This is a genomic window from Bacillus sp. 17RED48 (assembly GCF_019837545.1).
Lineage (GTDB): Bacteria > Bacillota > Bacilli > Bacillales > Bacillaceae_G > Bacillus_A > Bacillus_A wiedmannii.
The window spans coordinates 81,142-103,701 of record NZ_JADAXG010000002.1 but is presented as its reverse complement, the minus strand read 5'-3'; the positions used below and the strand labels follow the sequence as shown (position 1 = coordinate 103,701).

Annotated in this window: 5 protein-coding genes; all 5 read left to right on the top strand. The window is 40.7% G+C overall.

From position 1 onward, the window contains the following. The first annotated feature begins 256 nt into the window (after positions 1-256). Positions 257-10,168 carry a Tc toxin subunit A-related protein gene (locus ILT06_RS07185; protein ID WP_222654982.1) on the top strand — a complete coding sequence of 3,304 codons (9,912 nt, stop codon included), beginning with the start codon at positions 257-259 and terminating at the stop codon, positions 10,166-10,168. Positions 10,169-10,313: 145 nt separating this feature from the next. Next, positions 10,314-17,960, top strand: coding sequence for a SpvB/TcaC N-terminal domain-containing protein (locus ILT06_RS07180; protein ID WP_222654981.1), 7,647 nt, complete (start codon positions 10,314-10,316; stop codon positions 17,958-17,960). A gap of 10 nt (positions 17,961-17,970) precedes the next feature. Further along, positions 17,971-18,300, top strand: a complete 330-nt coding sequence (locus tag ILT06_RS07175) for a hypothetical protein (RefSeq protein WP_261784483.1) — start codon at positions 17,971-17,973, stop codon at positions 18,298-18,300. Positions 18,301-19,282: 982 nt separating this feature from the next. Beyond that, complete coding sequence (locus ILT06_RS07170; protein ID WP_222654980.1) at positions 19,283-20,782, top strand: PIN-like domain-containing protein; 1,500 nt, start codon at positions 19,283-19,285, stop codon at positions 20,780-20,782. Between the two features lie 55 nt (positions 20,783-20,837). After that, on the top strand, positions 20,838-22,412 hold the full coding sequence (locus ILT06_RS07165) for a protein kinase domain-containing protein (RefSeq protein ID WP_222654979.1): 1,575 nt from the start codon (positions 20,838-20,840) through the stop codon (positions 22,410-22,412). Positions 22,413-22,560: the final 148 nt, after the last annotated feature.

Below are 22,560 nucleotides of genomic sequence, written 5' to 3'. Positions count from 1 at the left end.
ACCTATATGATTCGAGAAAAAAGATTGCTTATACTACGTGTATTTCAATATTCCACAAGAACAATGCGTAGGGCAACAAGCATTTTTTGCATTTATTTTATAAATTCTAATAGGAATTTATCGTATATAATATATAGATTTGAACAATATAAATCTGAGTATTAAATACATGAAAGGGAATGACTACTATAACGAAGTAAACGAATTAGAATATTTAAATAAAAAAAAAAGAGTACCTTTCGGAAGGAGTAAAATTATGCCATCTTTGCTTGTCATTCGATTACACCCAAAAGAGCCTGTTTCCGCTGATACCTTTACTGGTTATCTCAACGAGTTAGAAATAGCTGTTAATGAAGTATCCTTTAACCATCCTGATGGCAGGGAGGCTGATTATGAACCTGCCATTTATAAACAGCCGATCTTTGTATCGCCTATTAATGAGTCTAATAACCGAGATGACCTAATCCCAATTCAGCATCCTGATAGTAGAATTATTCAACACTTTATAATCGAAGAAAATGTGCCTACAATCCCTCCACCACCCAAAAAATATCGTCGTCTATTTTTTTCAGTAGCAACCGCGGTTATCGAAATACCTGATCCTCCAGCTGGAGAGGAGTATAGGACTGCAGATATAAGATTGGTGATTATGCGTGGCGGAAAAGATATTATTCATAAACAAATTTATTATAACGTGCCACTTTCATCTGATCCCTTGCCTGGAAATCCCAATCAATATCAAATATTGTCTACAACTAGCTTACATTTAGCCTTGCCAGCTCCTGGGGAACAACTGGACTTGGGAATCGCGTCGCAGGAGGATGGAACAGCACCTAATTTCATGAATCTGCGAACAGCCGTAGAGAACGTACTAAATCAGGAACCGGGTAATACTGGGGACATTTCTAACCTAAGCCTCGCTAAGTGTCGACATATAGCATATGAAATTATTTGGGATCGGAATGCTTACCCACTCCCGGTTCCACACCCTGAGCTGGAGAAGATGTACACCGGTCCCCATAGTGCCAATAGTAATGAAGAGAACCAGCGAAAAATGTTTGAGGGGGAATTACTGACTTACTATGTCAAGCACAATACTGAAGCAGAACGATTGGCTAATTTCATATTCTCTCTCTCGGCGGCAATATGGTGTGAGGAGAAAATCAAAAAAGCCACACAGTCAGAATACTTCTTTCCGGTTTTCACTGCTACTCCTGAACATAAAGTAAAAGTGATAATAAAGTCATCTGGATCTATATTGAATCCTGCCTTTGAGGTGCCAGCGGCATATTTTTATGCGCTCTCAGCGAATTTGCCTCCTCAAGTCAAGCGGGAACAGCGTTTTAAAATGATCACCTCGTATACTGAAGAGCAGGTTGTATCAGATATTGAGCAACTTCTTGATGATAAGGTATTGACCGAACCAACTGGAGTGAACCGCTTTCAAGCTGCTAGGCGTTTGCGGGCGTTAGGTTCGCCAGGTGAGAACGACACGCCGGTTGCCATAATCTCTCCAGGAACCCCGGCTCATGGGTTAGTGAGTGATTGGTTATCTTTCGCGGGACCTGATATAACCGCGTTTTGGAAAACGTTATCCGTAAACAATATCGCCGGACATTTTGAACTTGTTCTGTTAGTCGTTACCCATAATCACCTACCGTTAAAGAACGCTATAACTAGTCCACCTTTTAATGTAGACAATGTGACCGAGCTAGTTTCCAAAACCAGTGGTGATTGGGAGGCATTGCTGATCCCTGATCCTGGTACGAATCCTGATCCGCTCCCGGATTTTACTAAGCCAGGAACAAGGGAAGTACGGGCACAAGCCTATATTCGTTATTTACGAAAGGTTTTTGATGTTGCGAATGTATTTACAGCAACTAGTTCGCCGACTAATAGTGCTCCACCTGTTCTAGATCGTTCGCCAGGTAATCCATTGGATCAATTATTGAACTCGACCAATTACCCTGGAGGCTTTTCGTTCAGTAATTGGGACCCAAACAACTCAAACCACGCTTCAAAATTAGCGGACACACTAAAAGGTATTTTCCCGGGTGATAAGGATGCACAGCAACAATTTACTGAATGGTTAAAGTGCATTAAAAATGTTTTCGACCTTACAGAGGACATTAGTCCCGACAAGAAGCGGTTCTCCGTTATGGAAGCACTTTGGGCACGAGGCTTTGTTGATGCTAATAGCATTCAAGGAATTTCTTTTGAAGATTTTAGAGAAGCGTTGCTTGGGTCAGTTGCATATGATTATGCGCAAAACATTTGGGATCATTCTGGTACGATTGCTTCAAGCCCTGTATCTGGTCAGTCCGAGTTTAAACCGGTTAATCCTGATGGATTTTTGGTCAACTGCATTCCTCCTGCACATTTGTCGCCGTTAGGGCCGATTGCTTACCTACATGATTTGTTACAGGTTTCGCCAGATTCTACATGTGAAAATCCGTTACCTAATAAAACCGGGGAAACGGTGGCATCGATCTTAGAAAAACGCAGAGGATCACTTGGTGACTTGTTAGGATCAAAAGCAAATTTAGATGTACCTATTCCATTAATTGATCTTGTCAATGAATCGTTAGAATACATGGTTGCTCATAACTCGGTGTCCGGAATGGTTTATAACACAGCAAAAGATGTGGTAGGCGGTCATGAATTAACGACAATGGACATTCCTATAAAAGATTATCAGCATGATCCAATCCCTTTGCTGGAGGCATTACCTGAACATGTTACACCAGCTGTTGTGACCAAAGAGCAGGCTTCCTACGAAAAATTGAAAAATGATTTTACCGCGTGCGCGCTTCCGTATTCACAGCCATTAGATGTTGCGCGTACTTATTTGAAGCAGTTAGGAACAAGTAGATTTGCTACTATGCGGCGCTTTCGTAAAGAGATTACAGAATTCGTCCTTGATCCGACTAAGGAACCAGTAAAATTCCAGAGCCACTTATGGCGTTACCCGGTTCGGATTGAAACGGCGATTGAGTACTTAAGTATAACGCCAGAAGAGTATCAATTTTTGTTCCAAAAAAAAATCTCAAATAAAAAACTGCACACTTTGTATGGATTTGCATCAGAAAAAATCAATGGGACACATTGGACAGAAATGGTTGTCCGCTTATCAGAATTTTTAAAGCGCACGTGTCTGTCGTATTTTGAATTTCTTGAGTTATGGAAATCAGAGTTTATTAAGTTTGGTTCGAAAGCGAGCAGGGAAAAGGGATTCCCAGATTGTGAACCTTGTTGTTTAGATGAATACATAATTGAGTTTGAGGATTCTAAACATTCAAAGGAAGCTCTTAAAAAGCTGGCTGTTTTTATTCGACTTTGGCGCAAAATACGAGAAGTACCAAATGCTCGTTACACGTTTAGGGAGTTAAGTGACATTTGCAAAGTATTAGAACTATTCCACGGTACAAAAAGCAACCCAGACTTTATCAGGCAGTTGGCAGCTTTCCAAATGTTTCGCGATGATTTTCATTTATCGCTTACAGATGGGACAATCCCTCAATCCGGTGTAACCAGCGCAGAAAGACTCCACTTGCTTGCATTTTGGGTACCGGGAGCGACCAAGTGGGACTGGGCGGTGGAACACCTGCTCCATCAAATACAACAATATGCCATTGATACCCATAACTGTCGATGCCGTGAACCGGAGTTTATTAAATTACTGAAGAATAATCTCAACGCGCTATCGGTACTTGCCGGTTTCAATCCCGACAATCCGACGGACAGTTGGCATGCACATCCGACGCATACACTGCGCTTTGCTGAAATTTTGGCTAAAATCTATGCATCTGAATTTACAGTCGGTGAATTGCTGTTTCTTTTTACTAACGAAGAACATTTGCAGGGCGACGATCCCTTCCCGTTACAAACGGCCAATGAGGCGAAAGACTCCCCGTTGGGTTTGCCTGATGATGAGGATCGGAATTCGCTCTGGGCTTTGCGTAAAAAACTGATGGCTGTCAAAGTGAGTTCTGAAGAAACCAAGCAATGGACTTGGATACGTATGGAGTCAGTTCTCCGGGAAGAATTGGGGTTACAACCGGCTAGCAGCAGCTGGCTTTCTCTGGGACAACATTTCTTCCCATCCATTCTTATTAATAGTGGCATTGCTGTAAGTTCGTTACAAAAACAGTATCGAGTAAAGCTTCCTATTTCGACACCGACTTCTGAGCTGATGTGGAATACGCCACCTGATGGTCCTTTTCATTATGATATAACAGCGGAGGAGCTTTGGATGGAAATTCCACTTTCTGATGAAGCCGTTTTGGCTAAAATCAGCCGGATCCGTCAGTTAAATTTGGAGGAACAAAAGGCTGTAAGTGACCTTTGTTTCTTACCCCGTATTGATTTGGTCAATTTCGCCTTCATTTTTAATCATTTCGGTGAGGCGGAAGAACATCTGATACAGGAGAAGGATGAAGATAAACGCTGGGCATGGTTTCAACAGCAGTTTGCTCTTTTTTACCAGCGATGCCAGGTCATTGCTGAACATTTGGCTATTCATACAGCGAATGCTACCGGTAGTTTTAATCCGGAGGAGATACAACTTGCCAAATTACTATTAAAAAATCTGTGGGCAGATGAAAATAGAGCCATCACGTCCTGGGAAAACGACGAAGGCAAAACACCTTTGGTAACTTGGCAGCCTCGTCCAAATGGAGGAGCGTATGCTACACTGTTAGGTCTTACCGGAACGGGTATGCTAGCGGAATATTTTGATGCAGGTCAGATATTGCGCTGGCGCGAAGTGCGCGGAGGCGTAGATACTTTTGGGCCAGAGGAAAACGTCATGAATGCGCCGATTCCGGTTATCGTGCCTGCTATGGGATTCTCCTTTACATCTGAACAAATACTGCATTTTGCTACGGTACGAAACGGTTTCGCCATGTCAAATGCAGACGGACAGATTTTTGGTGGGGTGGAACCATTTACGCTTCGGTGGAAGGGGCTATTGTTGATAGAAAGTGAAGGACAGTATGAGTTTAGCGCCGGTGCCCCTACCCCGGCCGGACTAGTGCCTGATTTTGAAAAGGCTGAACAATCGCATCGTTGGCGTGTGATTCTCAAACAGGGGCAAAAGACTTGGGTACTGCTTAGCCATGACTGGCCGAACGAAGAGGCTCCGCCGGCATGTACAAAACCTACCACGTTGAAAAAGGGTTTTTATGAACTAGATATAGAACTTGAACGAAAGCCGTTGGTCTTTGATGGTCCGGAAGATGTTTGTCCGCAAACGACTGGATTCCAGCTTAAATACAAGGGAGCAGATTCAGAAATGGAATGGTTAGTTGTGCCTCATGACAAACTGTTTCAAGACAAGAAGGATGACACTTTGCAATCTGGGATTGAGCTTTTTGACGCAGCAAAAGCCTTTCTTTCAGTACATTTTACTAGTACGGTAAGAGACATTCGACGAACTTATCAGCGGGCTTTCAAAGCTATGCTTTTTGTAAGCCGTCTCCACCTTTCGGCACAAAGGATTGCTGATGATGGGCAGTCAGAATTGGGTTATATTCTTTCACATCCGGTTCATTTTGTAGGGCAGTCATATTATCGAAAAGATAGTGATTTTTTGACACATAAGGCTAATTTTGACGTGAATTTTTTACCAGTCTTAGATAATTATGAAGCACCTTCTTCCGTACAAGATCAGCGAGTGGCCCCAACTAGCCAGCGTATGCAGGCGATGTTTGACTGGTGGGAACGTCTTTTTGACTACACAGTGATGAGGACTGAAACCCAGCGTTCGCCGGAACAACCAGCGTGGCTACTTTTCCATGAGTCCGCTGAATTACATGAAGACCAGCCAGCTCAATTAGTTCGACACCTTGGTATCGATTTAAGGCACGACACCTTGGTACTGCGATATTATGCGGGTTATGGAGTAACATCAGTAGATTTAGAAGATGATCGCTGGGCGGTACGTGTTTGGCATTCAGAAAAATGGATTCGCTCTCTGCAAAAACAGTTTTACGAAAAAAATATATGGGAAACGCGTCCGGACCTTTGGGCCTCAGATGATCCTTCTGTGGAGGAGACTGCGTTTAACAAAAAGGACTCCGGTAATTGTAATTTAACCCGATTCTATCGTGAGGGATGTATCGAAAATGGTGACCCGCGTCGTTATAAAGAGATCAAACTCCTAAATGATGGTCTTCGCGAGCGCGGGCGTGCGGCGTTAGTCGCATACCTGACACATATGGACCGCATAGTACTCCCTTGGGGAGGTGTTGCTACGGAGGCGAAGCATCTAAGTGAACTGCTGCTGATGGATGTGGAAGCGGATATATGTCAAAAAGCAAGCCGAATCGAGGAAGCAGTCAGTTCAGTTCAATTGTTTATTCAGCGTGCCCGACTCGGGTTAGAGCCGGAGTTTATTGCATCAGCGAATTTCATTCTTAGCTGGGATCGGCATTTTGCGAACTATTGCATTTGGGAAGCATGTAAAAAACGCGTCATCTATCGGGAAAACTGGGTAGAGTGGGATGAATGGCAAAAAGCAAAACAAACGGAATCTTACCAATTTTTAGAATCGAAACTACGAAGTGCAACACTGACAATGCCAGTACCGGGTGGTCTGACTTATTGGAGTGGATCACGGCTGCCCGAACACCCAGGAATAACGTTGTTACAGCATCGTGATGCATCGGAGATACAGTTCCTTAATCCTGAAACGGAAGAATTAGGATTATTGGGAACGCCGGAACGACATGCACGTCCGACATGGCTGGCGCCCGTACGGAGTAAAAAGAATGACCAGGAGGATGAAGATCCAACGGTGGTGAGAAGCCATATAAACCCGTCCATTCATTCGGTCACCAATATGGGACATTCATGGAAAACGACAGATCTGCCGATGTGGCTTCAGGCTGCTGTCCATTTAGGTATAAAATTCTATCGGGTGGCTGCCGCCGGCATGCCACCAGCAAGTACTACCTTCGAACCAAAGTGCGGTTCATCAGACAGTTCTGTGTGTTGCAATATATGTGGAAAATCCCATCCGGCATTGATAGATGAGTACTATTTTTGGATAGAGGATTCACGTTATTATCATGAAACAGAACAAATGGCCGAATGGGGTGCAACGGCTGATGACCCTAAAACAGATTGGCAGCGCCGAGATAAATTGCCAGGCCTGCTTCATTGGGAATCGAGCCCAACTGTTCATTTGCGTTGGTGTAGGGTGCATAACAGTGAATTTCAACAACCACGGTGTTCTTATGAAGGATTAAGTATCAAAGCGGATGTTACTCCAGAATTAAAATTTTCAGGTCGTATCGGTGATTCGCTGTATTTCGAAATTGTTGGTGGTGAAGTCCCTGAAGGGCATGATTCTACACAACCGCCTGGTTTCCGTTATGACATGGCAACCGATGAGGCGATTCCATTGCCTACTCCGGCAGCTATTCCTGCCCAGAATTTGGTGGGTGGCTTGTCTGCTTTTCCTTTTTTTGCATGGTTTGATCCCGGGGCGCCTTTATTGCCTTCGTTGTTTAGTCCGACCATTTCTGTAGCAGGCCATTTGCGAGTACATTGCCAGTTTGAAGCAGCTTTAAAATGGTATGAATTGGTATATAACCCGTTAAAGAACGATAATTCATGGTCGGTCTGCAATGAGGATCAATCGGAATCAGGCTACATCGAGGAGGATTTGTCGGTTGATGCTGAGGAGATGGAACCAGAAGAAACGTGCTGTTGCGCAAGTGAACCCGTTTCAGATCCGAAGGTAAAAGAGCGCTCTATACTTCTCCATTATTTGGAAACAACTCAGCGATGGGGGGATGCCTTGATGCGGAAAAATACACCAGAGGCATTCCAGCAAGCACGTCTCATTTTTGACACAATGGTGAAGATTTTAGGGCCTGCGCCGATAACCGTATTCTCAAAAGATGAAACATCAAAAGAATTTACGGTGGCGAATTTTACACCAGATTGTGCACCAGTCAATCCGCGGCTGATGTGCTTATATACAAATATCAAAGATCGATTGGCTTTAATTCATTCCGGTTTGAACTCTAAACGACTAAAGAATGGACGTCCGAACCAGAGTATGCCGTATTTCGGCGATTGTGCAATAAGGGATTGCTGGAAAGATACCAATAATCTTTGTATCGACGAAAGTGATTGGTGCTTGTTACCAAGTCCTTACCGCTTTGCCGTCTTGGTAGAAAAAGCACAGGAAGTGGCAGCCGATGTCAGAGATTTGGGCAATGCTTTACTAGCAGCGTATGAGAAAGGTGATGCAGAGTATTTATCAACTATGCGCTCTATGCATGAACGGCAATTGCTTAATTTAGGTTTAGAGGTACGTCAAAACCAGTGGCGTGAGGCGGACTGGCAATTGCAAGCGTTGAAAAAAACAAAAGAGATGACGCAGACACGCTTGCAATATTACCAAAATTTAATCATGAATGGATTGATTAGCGGAGAAACTCAATATGAACCACTAACCATTAGCTCGACGACGGTAAGGTCTGCGGGGAATATTGTAGAAGGGATAGGTCAAACCATGAATATAATACCTGACCCTTATGTAGGATTCCCTTGCAGTTTTATCAAACTGCCTCCGGGTAGCAAAATGAGCATGATGTTTTCTGCTGGTGCCAGGATTGCTAATACAGCAGCAGATATTTTGAATACGGTTGCTTCTCTTGGACTAACAAAAGCAGGTTGGGAACGCAGGAAACAAGAGTGGAAACATCAGGTAGACACTCTTACAATTGAACTTGAACAAATTGAACGGCAAATTCTTGCGGCCGATCGGCGCCGTAGTATAGCGATGCGGGAACTTAACAATCATGAACAGCAAATAGAAAGTTCCGCAGAGGTGCATGACTTCTTGCGAGACAAGTTCACGAACCATGCACTCTATTTGTGGATTCAGCAGGAAACGGCGGCTATGTATTATCAAATGTATGAATTAGCACTGCATTACGCAAGACAAGCTCAGCGCGCTTTTAATTTTGAGCGCGGGCATACTGCACGACAGTTCATCCCAGCAGAAATTTGGGATAATCTTCATGAAGGTCTTTTAAGTGGAGAACAGTTGCAACTTGGTTTACGTCATATGGAAAAGGCGTATTATGATGAAAATGTTCGTGAATATGAACTAACGAAGCACCTATCAATGCGCTTACATTTTCCAATGGCCTTCCTGCAGCTGCAAAGGGCCGGATACTGTGAAATTGATATACCTGAATGGATGTTTGACCTTGACTATCCTGGACACTATATGCGCCGGATCAAAAATGTGACCTTGACCATTCCCAGTGTAACTGGTCCTTACACAGGAGTACACTGCCGCCTAACCTTATTAGACAGTAAAACACGCGTCGATCCTCGGCTTATTGATCCGCCGCATACGTGCTGTCATGATGATCGCTGGAAAAATGGTTATCAAGTTATGCCTGATGATAACCGGATTGTCTCCACCTATGCTGCTACAGAGGCCATTGCAACCTCTAGTGGACAGAATGACTCCGGAATGTTTGAACTAAACTTCCGCGATGAACGGTATCTGCCATTTGAGTTTTCCGGAGCAGTGAGCAGATGGAGGATAGAACTCCCATTAGAGAACAATCAATTTGATTTGGATACCCTGAGCGACGTGATCCTGCATCTAAACTTTACAGCTCGAGAAGGCGGAGAGAATCTTCGTAAAGCTGCAAACGAGTGTGCACAGGAAAACCTGCCAGGAGAGGGCATACGTTTCTTTGATATCAAGAATGAATTTCCTGACAATTGGTATGCTTTTTCCAGTCTTTTGCCAGATCATCCGTCGAATAAGAAATTAGGGATTCCACTCAGCAGGAGTATGTTCCCTTATCTAACTGCAAACAAAAAGGTTGGCGTAACTAGGATCGAAATTCTTTTTGAAGCACCTGGTGCAGACCCAAGCGTTCACCACATTGTCGAGTTTCTGGCTGGGCAGCGTGTTGACCAGATAAAGGATGAAAAATGCCAAACTGATGTACGCAGCATTCCTTGTGTAGCTGATGCTAATTGGCCAGGGCTTTTTCATGGTGTACTAACAATCGACAATGAAGTACTTATTGCAGATGGCATTCAAGAACTAGGGGTGTTTAAATTCCCGATGGATGTCGGTGAAATAACAAATACCTATTTGTTCTGCTCGTACAAGAGATTTTAAGGTAATGTATATCTTAGCGTTGGAAAATTTAGACCAAGGCTTTTAAAGCCTTGGTCAACCTTAATAAGTATACATACTCACTTTTAAATATAGGGAACAACAAAATGTTTGTTTACTAAGATTTGCAGAATAGGAGATGGAAATTGTGGAAACAAAAGATGGTTCCCAGAAAAATAATTTTTCATCAAACGAGGCTCCAGTAATTTCTTTACCGAAAGGTGGTGGAGCTATTCGGGGATTAGGGGAGAAATTCAACACAAACCCTATTACCGGTACTGGTTCGTTAGATGTTCCCATATACACAAGTCCTGGGAGATCCGAATTTGGACCTCAGCTAACATTATCTTACGATTCTGCAGCTGGTAATGGTCCGTTTGGCTTTGGCTGGAACCTTTCTCTCCCTTCTATCACGCGTAAAACGGATAAAGGAATACCGAAATATCAAGATGCCAATGATTCTGATGTTTATATTTTATCCGGTATGGAAGATCTTGTTCCTGTAACATCAAAGGATGGTAAGAGGTGGTCAACATTTAGGATATGTAATGGGGTGAAATTTAAGATTCAACGCTATAGACCAAGAATTGAGGGGCTTTTCTCTCGAATTGAGCACTGGACTAATCAGAGTAACCCAAAAGATACTTTTTGGCGCTCTATTTCCAAAGATAATATAACCAACTGGTACGGGAAAACAGATAACAGCCGTATTACTGATCCATCGAATCCGACACGGATTTTCAGGTGGCTTATATGTGAGAGCTACGATGATAAGGGCAATGTAATGGTGTACCGATACAAAGAGGAAAATTCAATGGGGGTAGATTTATCACAGATTCATGAGAAAAATCGTAATGACCAGACACGTTCTGCCAACCGCTACCTTAAGTCAATTAAGTATGGAAACTGTACACCGCATTATCCGGTCCTAACCGAGAATCAACCATCTGTTCAATTGCCAAAAGATTGGTTGTTTGAAGTGATCCTTGATTACGGTGAACACGATCAGGATACACCGACACCTGATGAAAAATACTCATGGTCTTGTCGGAAAGATGCTTTCTCCACCTATAGATCAGGTTTTGAGATTCGCACATATAGGACTTGCCAACGAGTCTTGATGTTCCACCACTTCCCAGAAGAACCAGGGGTGGGTAAGAATTGTCTAGTGAGATCGACTGATTTTACTTACTCGCATGAACAGAATCGAACAGATGATAACAAACCTATTTTATTATTCTTAAGTGGCATTAAACAGACGGGATATAAACGGAAAACAGAAAAAATGTATTTACACAAGAGTTTTCCTCCCCTTGAGTTCCAATATAGCCATGCTAATATTAATGAAGAAATTCAACATATAGATCCGGAGAGCTTAAAGAATCTCCCTATTGGATTAGATGGTGGGAAATATCGATGGGTCGATTTAGACGGAGAAGGGGTATCCGGAATTTTGACCGAACAGGGAAATAGCTGGTTTTACAAGCGAAACCTTAGTCCTATTAACTTTCGAAATGAAAACAGAGTTCAAACCACAGCTATTTGCTTTGGTCCTGCTGAACGTGTCGCAGAATTACCGTTCCTTACTGCCGATAATCAATATCAATTATTGGACCTAAGCGGTGACGGCCGTCTTGATCTTGTTAGGTTTCAAGGACCATCGCCTGGCTTCAATAAGCGCACAGTGGATGGACGTTGGGAACCGTTTAGGCCGTTCAAATCTTTACCAGTCCTTGATTGGGCGGAGCTCAATTTGAAGTTCATTGACCTGACAGGTGACGGGCATGCAGATATCATAATGAGTAAAGATGATGTTGTTTGGTATCCATCCCTTGGGGAGGAGGGGTTTGGACCATTAGAAACACGATACAAGCCGTTTGATGAAGAAAAAGGGCCGCGACTTGTCTTTGCTGACAGTGCCCATTATGTCTACCTAGCTGACATGTCTGGTGATGGTTTGACTGACTTGGTGCGTATCTGCAATGAGGAGGTTTGCTACTGGCCCAATTTAGGGTATGGACGTTTTGGGGACAAGGTGACGATGGACAACGCACCCTGGTTTGACAGTCTGGATCAGTTTAACCAACAATACATTCGTCTCGCCGACATCGATGGCACAGGTGTCACCGACATCATCTATCTTGGCTGTGATGGCGTACGTTTGTATTTTAATCAATCAGGTAACCGCTGGAGTAAGCCATATCAATTAAGTCAGTTTCCACTTGTTAATAATCTTTCCTCGGTTACGACAATAGACTTGCTTGGTAATGGGACTACTTGTCTGGTTTGGTCCTCGCCTTTACCTGGCGATGTCCAAAAACCTATGAGGTATGTTGACCTGATGGGAGGTCAAAAGCCGTACCTTTTGACTAAAGTCATTAATAACCTAGGTGCTGAAACGCTTATTGAGTATGCACCTTCGACTAAGTTCTATCTAAAGGACAAACAGGAGGGGAAACCCTGGATAACAAAGTTACCGTTTCCTGTGCACTGTGTAGAGAAGGTGACGGTTCATGACAAGTGGCGTAATACAACTTTTTCGAATACCTACAGTTATCACCACGGATACTTTGATGGACAGGAGCGTGAGTTTCGTGGTTTTGGTCGCATCGAACAGGTTGATGTGGAAGAGTACGGAGTGTTTACGGTAGCGAATTCAAACAGCCCCTATATAACCGTTGACCAAACACTATATCAACCTCCTATCAAAACTGTGACTTGGTATCATACAGGCGCATTTCTTGATCGTGAACGCATCTTTAGCCATTTTAAGGATGAGTACTTCCCAAACTGGTTTGAGGAAGAGCAATCTGCTAAGCAAGTACTAGGTGCATTCAGGGAAAATGTTTTCCCTGAACCTAAACTCGATACCTTAGATCTCACTACCGATGAGTGGCGCGAAGCGTTGCGAGCATGTAAAGGTATGATGTTGAGACAAGAGGTGTATGAACTTGATGTGGACGGATTGACGGGTAACATACATAAGCCTGTCAAAATATTCTCGGTTTCTAATCGCAACTACGACATTCATCGTGTGCAGCCGAAATTGAACAACTTACATGCTGTTTTTCATGTAACGGAGAGCGAATCTATCACTTATCACTATGAGCTAGACTTTCGGAATGAAGAACTGACACCTGATCCACGCATTGTGCACACTCTTAACTTAAGCAGGGACGAATATGGAAATATTCAACAATCCTTGAACGTGGCCTATCCTCGCTTGAAAAAGTATATTGATGCCAAATTGAAGGAGGATGTCCAAACATTGATACAGCAGGTGCAGTCTGATTTGCATATATCGTACATAGAGACGTATTATACCAACGATGTGCCTAATTACGACCTTCTTGATCTGGACACCTATCGCTTACGCCTGCCGTGTGAGGTGCTGACCTACGAGCTAACTGGTATTAATCATAAACAGTCAATGGCTAACATTACTGAATGCTATTTCACGTTGGATAAGTTGCGCGCATACAAACTGAGTGACAAATATCAGAAAAGAGGGGTGCCTGTTGAAGAGATTGCCTACCACCTGTTACCAAATGGCATCTCGCCTCAAAAGAGAATGGTAGAACACGTACGCATGCTATTTTTCGATACAACCCTGGACAAACCGCTGGAACTGGGGAAGTTGAATGCGCTAGCTATACCTTATGAAAGTTACAAACTGGCTTTTACCGATGATATTCTTGGTCATGTCTATAAAGATAAGATCAAGCCGGAGGTTCAATCGGTACTCACTGACAAGAAAAAAAGCGGCTACTTGACTGGCTCGGATCTAGCTATTTTTAGTACAAATACGACAGGGCAATATTGGATGTGTTCTGGGGTAGTAGGTTTTAATGCTGATGCTCCTAAGCACTTTTATTTACCCGAGAGCTACACTGACCCTTTTCGGAACCTAACTATAACAACCTATGACCCATATGATCTTTTCATTCAATCAAGCACCGATGCACTGGGAAGCCGTACGGAGGTGACCAAGTTCGACTTTCGCGTGCTGGCGCCATGTCAAATGAAAGATGTGAACGACAACCTTTCCGAAGTACGCTTCGATATTTTAGGTTTGCATACTGCAATGGCGGTAATGGGAAAAGGAAGTGAAGCTGACAATTTGGACGGATTTGATGATGAACTTTTGAATCCGGATTTAGATACCCTGCAGAATTTTTTCGTCTATAATGATTATAATACTGACGATGCTAAGCGTTTTTTACGCAGCGCCAGTACACGGTACTTGTATTACTTTGGGGAAATCATCGAAGATGGAAAGACGATATGGGGACAGCATCCCGCTTGCGCATGTGGAATCGGGCGGGAGCAGCACTCTACTGACGAAACAAGTAGTCCGGTACAATGTGGGTTTGAGTATTCGGATGGAACAGGCAATGTACTAGTAAAGAAAATGCAGGCTGAACTTGAAGCGGTAAGCGGGCTTTTACGTTGGGTAGTTACCGGTAAAATTGTCCTGAACAACAAAGGAAAACCAGTTAAACAGTATGAGCCATATTTTAGCTTAAGGCATCAATTTGAGATATTGACTGAGGTAGGTATGGCGACGTTGATGTATTATGATGCAGCAGGGCGAGTTACACGAACAGAGATGCCGGATGGCTCCTACAGTCGGGTGGAATTTTCGCCGTGGCATGCGACTCACTACGATGCAAACGATACGGTAAGGGAGTCTGGTAATGCTTGGTATACCCAAAAAAGCGCACCAACTGCAACGAGAGAAAACCAACGTGCAGCTCGTTTGACTATTGAACATGCGGATACACCATTGGTGACAGTGCTCGATAGCCTCGGGCGCGAGGTGATCAGTATTGCTCACAACCGAGTGGGACCAGCTGATACGTTGATCGACCAAAAATATGTGACGTTTACTAGGCTTGATGCAGAGGGTAAACCACTGTGGGTACAAGACTCGCGAGGTAATCGTGTGATGCAATACATCATGCCACCGCTGCTTGAAGGCGTACGCCCATTCAACGATATAAACAATCTCAATCTGCAAGGATTTGTACCTTGTTACGATATTGCGGGCAATCTCCTCTTTCAACATAGCATGGACTCCGGAGACCATTGGATCTTGAATGATGCAGCGGGTAAGCCGATGTTTTCCTGGGATAGCCGCTCATTTGTCAACAGGATGACCTATGATGAATTGCATCGACTGACCGGCTCATTTGTCACTGGAGCTGACCCGACCAATCCTGCTCGCGAGATTCAATTTGAAAAACTGGTCTACGGTGAAGGAGCGGACAACGATAAGAAGTACAATTTACGTGGCAAGCTGCACGAGCACTTTGAAACAGCAGGGGTAGTTACCAATGAGTCTTACGACTTCAAAGGAAACCTACTGCGCTCGATACGCCAACTTACGGTTGATTATAAGGAAATCCCAGATTGGTCAAAGGTACCACAGACCTCTGACCTTGAAGTGGAACGCTTCGTTACAAGCACCCGTTACGACGCTCTTAACCGGCCTATACAAATTATCGCTCCGTACAGTACAGCGGTCATACCACGGCGTATTAACGTTACCCAGCCTGCTTACAATGAAGCTGGATTGCTGAAGCGCGTAGACGTATGGTACAGCCGCTCCAATGAGCCTACGGAACTGCTCGATGTCAGCGATGCAAGCCAGCATCTGGTGAAGAACATTAAATATAACGCAAGAGGGCAGCGTCTACAGTTGCAATATGGAAATGGAACAGAAACCAGTTATGACTATGAGACGGACACCTTCAGACTGAACCGGTTAAAAACTACTCGTAAAGGTGACTGTGCGCTGTTGCAGGACCTGAACTTCACTTACGACCCCGTGGGCAACATTACGGAGGTTCACGACTATGCACAAAATCGCGTATTTCATAACAACCAGTGTGTGCTGCCAGGGGCAAAATATCGCTACGACGCTCTGTACCGCTTGATCGCTGCCAGTGGGCGCGAACACAAGGGCAATGGCCAGCAGTATGACTGGGATGACAGCTTACATTCTGTATCAACACTGCCTAACGACTGCCAGTCGTTGCAGAACTATGTTGAGGCATATTGCTACGATGAGGTCGGCAACATCATACAAATGGTACACCACGCAGGGCACAATTTTGAAAAACCAGGTCAAGTCATTTGGAATCGGCGTTACCAATATGCATTGGACAGTAATCGATTGCTTGCTACCAGCCTTCCCGGTGACCCTGTCAATTTGCCTAACTATGTTGTTACACCTAGATATAGCGCAAAATACACATATGATAAACATGGTAACATTACGGAAATGCCACATTTGTTACAGATGAGCTGGAACTTTAGGAATCAATTGAGCACTACAGCGAGAATGATTAATAATGACACTTTCCCAACTGAGAAAGCGCATGTAAAGACGTACTATGTCTATAGCTCAGATGGCCAACGCGTGCGCAAGGTGACTGAAACTCAAACAGGTGCAATAAGTAAGGAGCGCATTTATCTAGGTGGTTTTGAGATATTTCGTGAATATAATAATGGTATAGTGAAGCTGGAGCAAGAGTCGTTACATGTGATGGATGACAAGCAGCGCATTGCATTGGTTGAAATGCAAACAATCAAAAATCAATCTCCAATAGCTAAGCTTCAACCACTTGTTCGTTACCAACTTAGCAACCATCTTAATTCGGTTACTCTTGAGCTAGATGAAAACGCTTCGGTGATTACCTATGAGGAATACACACCGTTTGGTAGCACTGCTTATTGCGCTGGTCGCAATGTTACTGAGAGGAGTATAAAGCGCTATCGTTATACAGGTAAGGAACGGGATGTGGAAAATGGACTTTTTTATCACGGTGCACGATATTATGCACCATGGCTAGGGAGGTGGATGAATAGTGACCCAGCCGGGATGATCGATGGAGTAAACCTTTTTGTTTATTCTTCGAACAACCCTATTATTTACAAAGATTCGACAGGAATGCAATCAGAGGGTAAAGAGAAAAAATGGGAGTACATCGACCCAGCTGAAGTGGTTCAAGGTGAAACTTTTGAAACTGGAGCAACGGGAGCCGCTCTAGGAGTTATATTTGTGAATTGGCTGTTTGGAGGTATTTCACCTTCAGCTCATGATTTTGGAGTAGTATTACAGACTGGTATACATCCAGTAATAACGCGTAAACCAACTATGTCAATGGCGCCAGAAGGGCCACCGACTAAGTCAGGCCCCCCAACAGGGCCACCGGCTAAGCCAGCTGCACCAGCAGAACCGCCGGCTAAGCCAGCAGTACCAACAGGGCCACCGACTAAGCCGGCTGCACCAGCAGAGCCACCAACTAAACCAGCGGTACCAACAGGGTCACCGATTAAGCCGGCTGCACCAGTAGAGCCACCGACTAAGCCAGCAGTACCAACAGGGCCACCGACTAAGCCAGTCGCACCAGATGGACCACCTGTTAAGGGTACGGGTGAAATCGGTTGGAGTATGCCAAAAGGTGGAGGAATAATAAATGGTAGAAAGTATTCTGAACATGCTTTAGAAAGAATGGCTCCAAATACCCTTGAGGTGAGAGCTGAGTTATCAACTAGAGCACATCAAAAAGCTACTGAAAAAGGCTTGAAGTTTGGTACTAAAGAATATCATGAATTTGTTACAAAATATGTAGATCCACGTGGAATTACTCCAACTGTTGTTGAAGATGCAATTAAAAATACACCTATAAAACCTGGTAAGTATGATGGAACTTTTACTCATCAAAATGAGAAAGTGACAGTAATTACAAATAATAATGGAGATATTGTTACGGTAATACCGAGATAGGAGGCTATAAATGTTCATAAAATATGATGAGTTTGAACTACTTGAGTTATTTGAGAATGAGCCAGTAGTAATTGGTGACAAAGAAGCAGGTATGTTTATTTATAGTAAAAATGATGATTTGGGATTTAAGTTAGTATTGACCATTTCTATATACGAAAAAGAATGTGGGTTAAGTTTAAATTATCAAAACTTTAAAAGTTCGATATTTGATTTTAAATTAAAAGATATTGATAGAATAACTTGTGATAATCAAAAACTTAAACTTCTAAGTAACAATGGTGATAAAAATATCGAAATTACTTTTAAACCAATTTTTTCGTTAAAAAGTTTAGTATTATGATTTCAATAGGGTTGTGAGAAAGATTGTGCTAATGCTGTAAAGATAATGGCTATTAAGGTTTAGTCTATTATTTGAATAACAATAATTTGCAAAAACTATGTTTGATCATCGACACTTCATGAGGGTTGTACCATCATGAAGTGTCATGTGAAAACTAGAATCAGGTGTTAAGAAGTATACGGTATGCATATTGGAGATAACAAATTTGAATGTGGCAACCAAACAAGAAGTTAAGTACTTGAGCTTATAGAAGAAGTTATGGGTAATTTTAAAATATAGATTTAACAAAGAACCTTGATTGGCTACATGCCTTTCAAGGTTTTTTGCTTTAGTATAGATTAAATAGCTAATATTTGAGTGGACAATATTGAGAATCGAGAACTCATGATGTTTGTACCGTCAAGGCATTCTGTCTTAATACTTGGCTTGTGAAAATAATACGATAAATAAGCGAGATGACATTTTATATGGCTGGGGTAGTTATGACATGGCATAGCTAACAAACTAACGAGAATGACAAAGCTCGTAGCGATAAACAATGGCAAACGTAAAAAAATGTTCGTAATCTGCGTTGCTTATAAATTAAATGTATATTAAAAAAATACTTGTGTAATTCAAAACTGAAGTGATTGTGAGATGTTTCGCAAAAAAATCAAGGGAAAGAAAAAATAACAATATCTATGAAATAACATAAATATAAGGTTTTTTTATTAGTTTATTTACTGAAGAAATCTCATAGAAGTACAATGAAACAACTATGTTATTTGTAAATTTTGACACAATGATAACTTTAGCATGATATAATTTTATTAATACGGTTACGATAAAGGTTTAATCTAATAACAATATATATAATTTGGTAAATAATCCTGTGAAACTTATAGTGAAATGATTATATGGAAACGTGTTAAAAAAAGAATTACAAGTTGTATAGAAAAATATAACATAGAAACTTACACTCATTAAGGGAAGGAGCACATAAGTGACTAATAAATATTCATTCAAAGATTTTCAAAAAGTATGGGGGAAGGATCCCATTATAGTTATTGATACTAATATATTTCTAAATCTTTATAAATGCTCTTCGGATACTACAGAAGATATTTTAAAAGTAATGAATTCTATTCCGGTAGACCAATTTTGGATCCCTGCACAAACTTTGGAAGAGTTTGATAAAAACAAAAAAAATGTAAAAAATGGACAATACAATAAATATAAAGATGTGCCAGCAAAAGTTGAATCAACTATGACGAAAGCACGTAATGAAATTGCAAAGAGCTTTGCTCAGTACACTAAATTTAAATTCCCGCATGTGACCACATTGGAAGTTAAAATTAATAAGATGATTTCATTAATATGTGATGAAGCAAAAAAATATGAAGAAGATATTAAAGAAGAGATTAAGCAAAATAAAAAGATGCTTAGTACAGATAAAATTCAATTATTTATAGATACAATTAAAAAACATGGAAATGTTGGGGATCCGTTTAATATTTCTACATTATTGAGCTTGTATGCTGAGGGAGAACAGAGGTATAAATATAAAATTCCACCTGGATATGAAGATTTACAAAAAGATGAGAAAGATGAAACTAAGAGACAAAAATTTGGCGATTTAATTCTTTGGAAGCAGATTTTAAAAAAAGCTAGTTCCATCACGAATCCAGTAATACTTGTTACTCAAGAGCTTAAAGAAGATTGGTGGATTTTAGACAAAAATAAACTACCATTAAAACCAAGAAAAGAATTGACTTTAGAATTCTCTGAACATAGTGACGAACGATTTGTTTTGATGAGCCGCAATAATTTTATAGAGTATGTTTCAAAAATAAATCAAATTATGATCGACAATAAAACTCAAATAGAGATGAACGCCGATACAATTATATTAGATTTAATATCGGAATTGGATTGGAGGACTATATTACATGGAAGTGGTCTTTCTTTTTACCTGAATCATAGTGGTGATGTTGAAACCTTCGTAAACAACGTACTTTCAAATGTCGTAATTAATTCATGCCACATGCCCGAGATTGAAATAAATACAATAGACCTTGATAATAAAGAAGCTATTATAGAGGGGAGTTTTGAAACTTATATTGGTACTACAATTCATGAGCTTGTCTCAAAAGAATATGAACATTCATATGAGGCATTATTAAGGTTAGCAGGTTCAATAACTATTGAATTTGTTATTACCATAGATAAAGATAATTTTATAGATCCAAATACACTCAAAATTATTATCAATGGATTTGATGTTCTAGATATTCAAAGAGAATCTAGATTAATTGATGAGGATATCTGGGAAGAAATGTGTGAGGATTGTAATAAGAATTCAGCTGAATATATTACTCATAGTGGTAAAAACATTTGTGAGAATTGTTCTTTAAAATATGAAGGATGCCCAGATTGTGGGAAATTTTTTGAATTTGGAAAACTTGCAGGTTCTTATTGTATTGATTGTGATAAAAACCATTAATTTTAAAACTTAATTGAGTAAGCCAAATAGAAATTATTATCAAGGAGATTAATGAATGCGATACTCTAATTATAAAAGAATTAAACAACTTGGTGAAGGTGGAAATGGACGAGTTTTTCTAATGCAGGATGATTCTAAAGAAGAATTTGCAGTCAAAATTTTAAAAAATAAGGATAGATCTAAATCAAAAATAGAAAGATTTAAAACTGAAGCTATAAAAGTGCACAAATTATTTAAAGAGGGTCAAAAAGGGATAATACCAGTATTAGATTATAAATTGCCCTGTGAAGAAACGGGAGATTATTATTTTGTAATGCCCATAGCAGTTCCTTTAGAAGAAAAAATTAAGGAATGTAATAATATTTATGATTTAATAGATATTTTTAAAAGCTTGGCAACAACATTAAGTGAGTTACATTCTAAAGCAATAGCTCACCGGGATATAAAGCCAGAAAATATATTATATTATCAGGATGAATATTGTTTTGGAGATTTTGGACTGATTGATTTCCCTGAAAAAAAGGGAATAACTAGAGATAATGAGCCTATAGGAAATCGAAAAACAATGGCTCCTGAAATGCGAACACCTTCGTTAGTTAGCGATTCCAGACCAGCAGATGTGTATTCATTTGCAAAAACCCTTTGGATTATAATTACTGGAGAAGTATTTGCATTTGATGGCCAATTTAATTGTTTTGAAAATAACAAATTACAAAATAAATATGAAACAATACATTTTGTAGAATTATACCAATTATTAATGGATTCAACGGCTGAAAATTCAGAGAAAAGGCCCACAATTGAGGAGTTTTTAAATAGACTAATAGCGTGGGAAGAAATATCTAAAGATAATGCTAAAGTTGATAAAAGCCGTTGGCGATTTATAGAACAACATGTTATTCATCAAAAATATCCAAGTACATTAATTTGGAGAGATAAAATTCAAGTAGTAGACATTCTTAAGCAATTATCTATTGTAAACTTCAATCATACTTTTATTCATGATGGTGGGGGAATGGATTCAATAGGTATTGAAATATTTGATGATATAGAAAAAGATATGGTTATGCTTAATTTTGGGCCTAACATGTCGCAGGTTTTTAAAATAAAAAGGTTAATATGGGAATTACCAAATGAAGATCCAGAGTTTAGCTATTTTCGTTTAGAGTTTGAAAAATTAAATCCTATATATCCTGATAGTATTGCAGAACAAGAAAAAATGATAAAAGAATACCTCAATGATTTCAGGGTATTAGCATCAGAAGATTTAATCATCAACAATAATAAAGGGTATGAACCGTATAGAGAAGATGATGAACAAGCGTTATTTAGTATTAAGCGCTGGTTTAATGGTTCATTTTTAATTGTTCCTAAAGGGTCTATATATAATCAAATTAGTACTACTTATGATGGGCGACATTCCAAATTTAACGCAGAGGATTTCAGAGAATATATGGGGTTATTACAATATGTGTATAATCATGAAATGTTAAAACCTTATTTTTGGGATATCGCTCATCACAATCCATTTGAAGATGACCTATTTGAAAAACTTAAAAAAATTAGAGCTATGACAGATGGAGAGTTAGAGAGTAATATACAAGACGATGGTGTTTTCCTACTCCCGTAAACGGATTAATATCTTAAAGTATCGATTTTTAAATAGCAATAAGCAAGTCGATACTTTTTAATATTAAACTATATTTTACAAGGGTAATTATATTTTAGACGCTTGATGATTGTGATGTAATAGTAAAATTATTACCTAAAAAGGATGG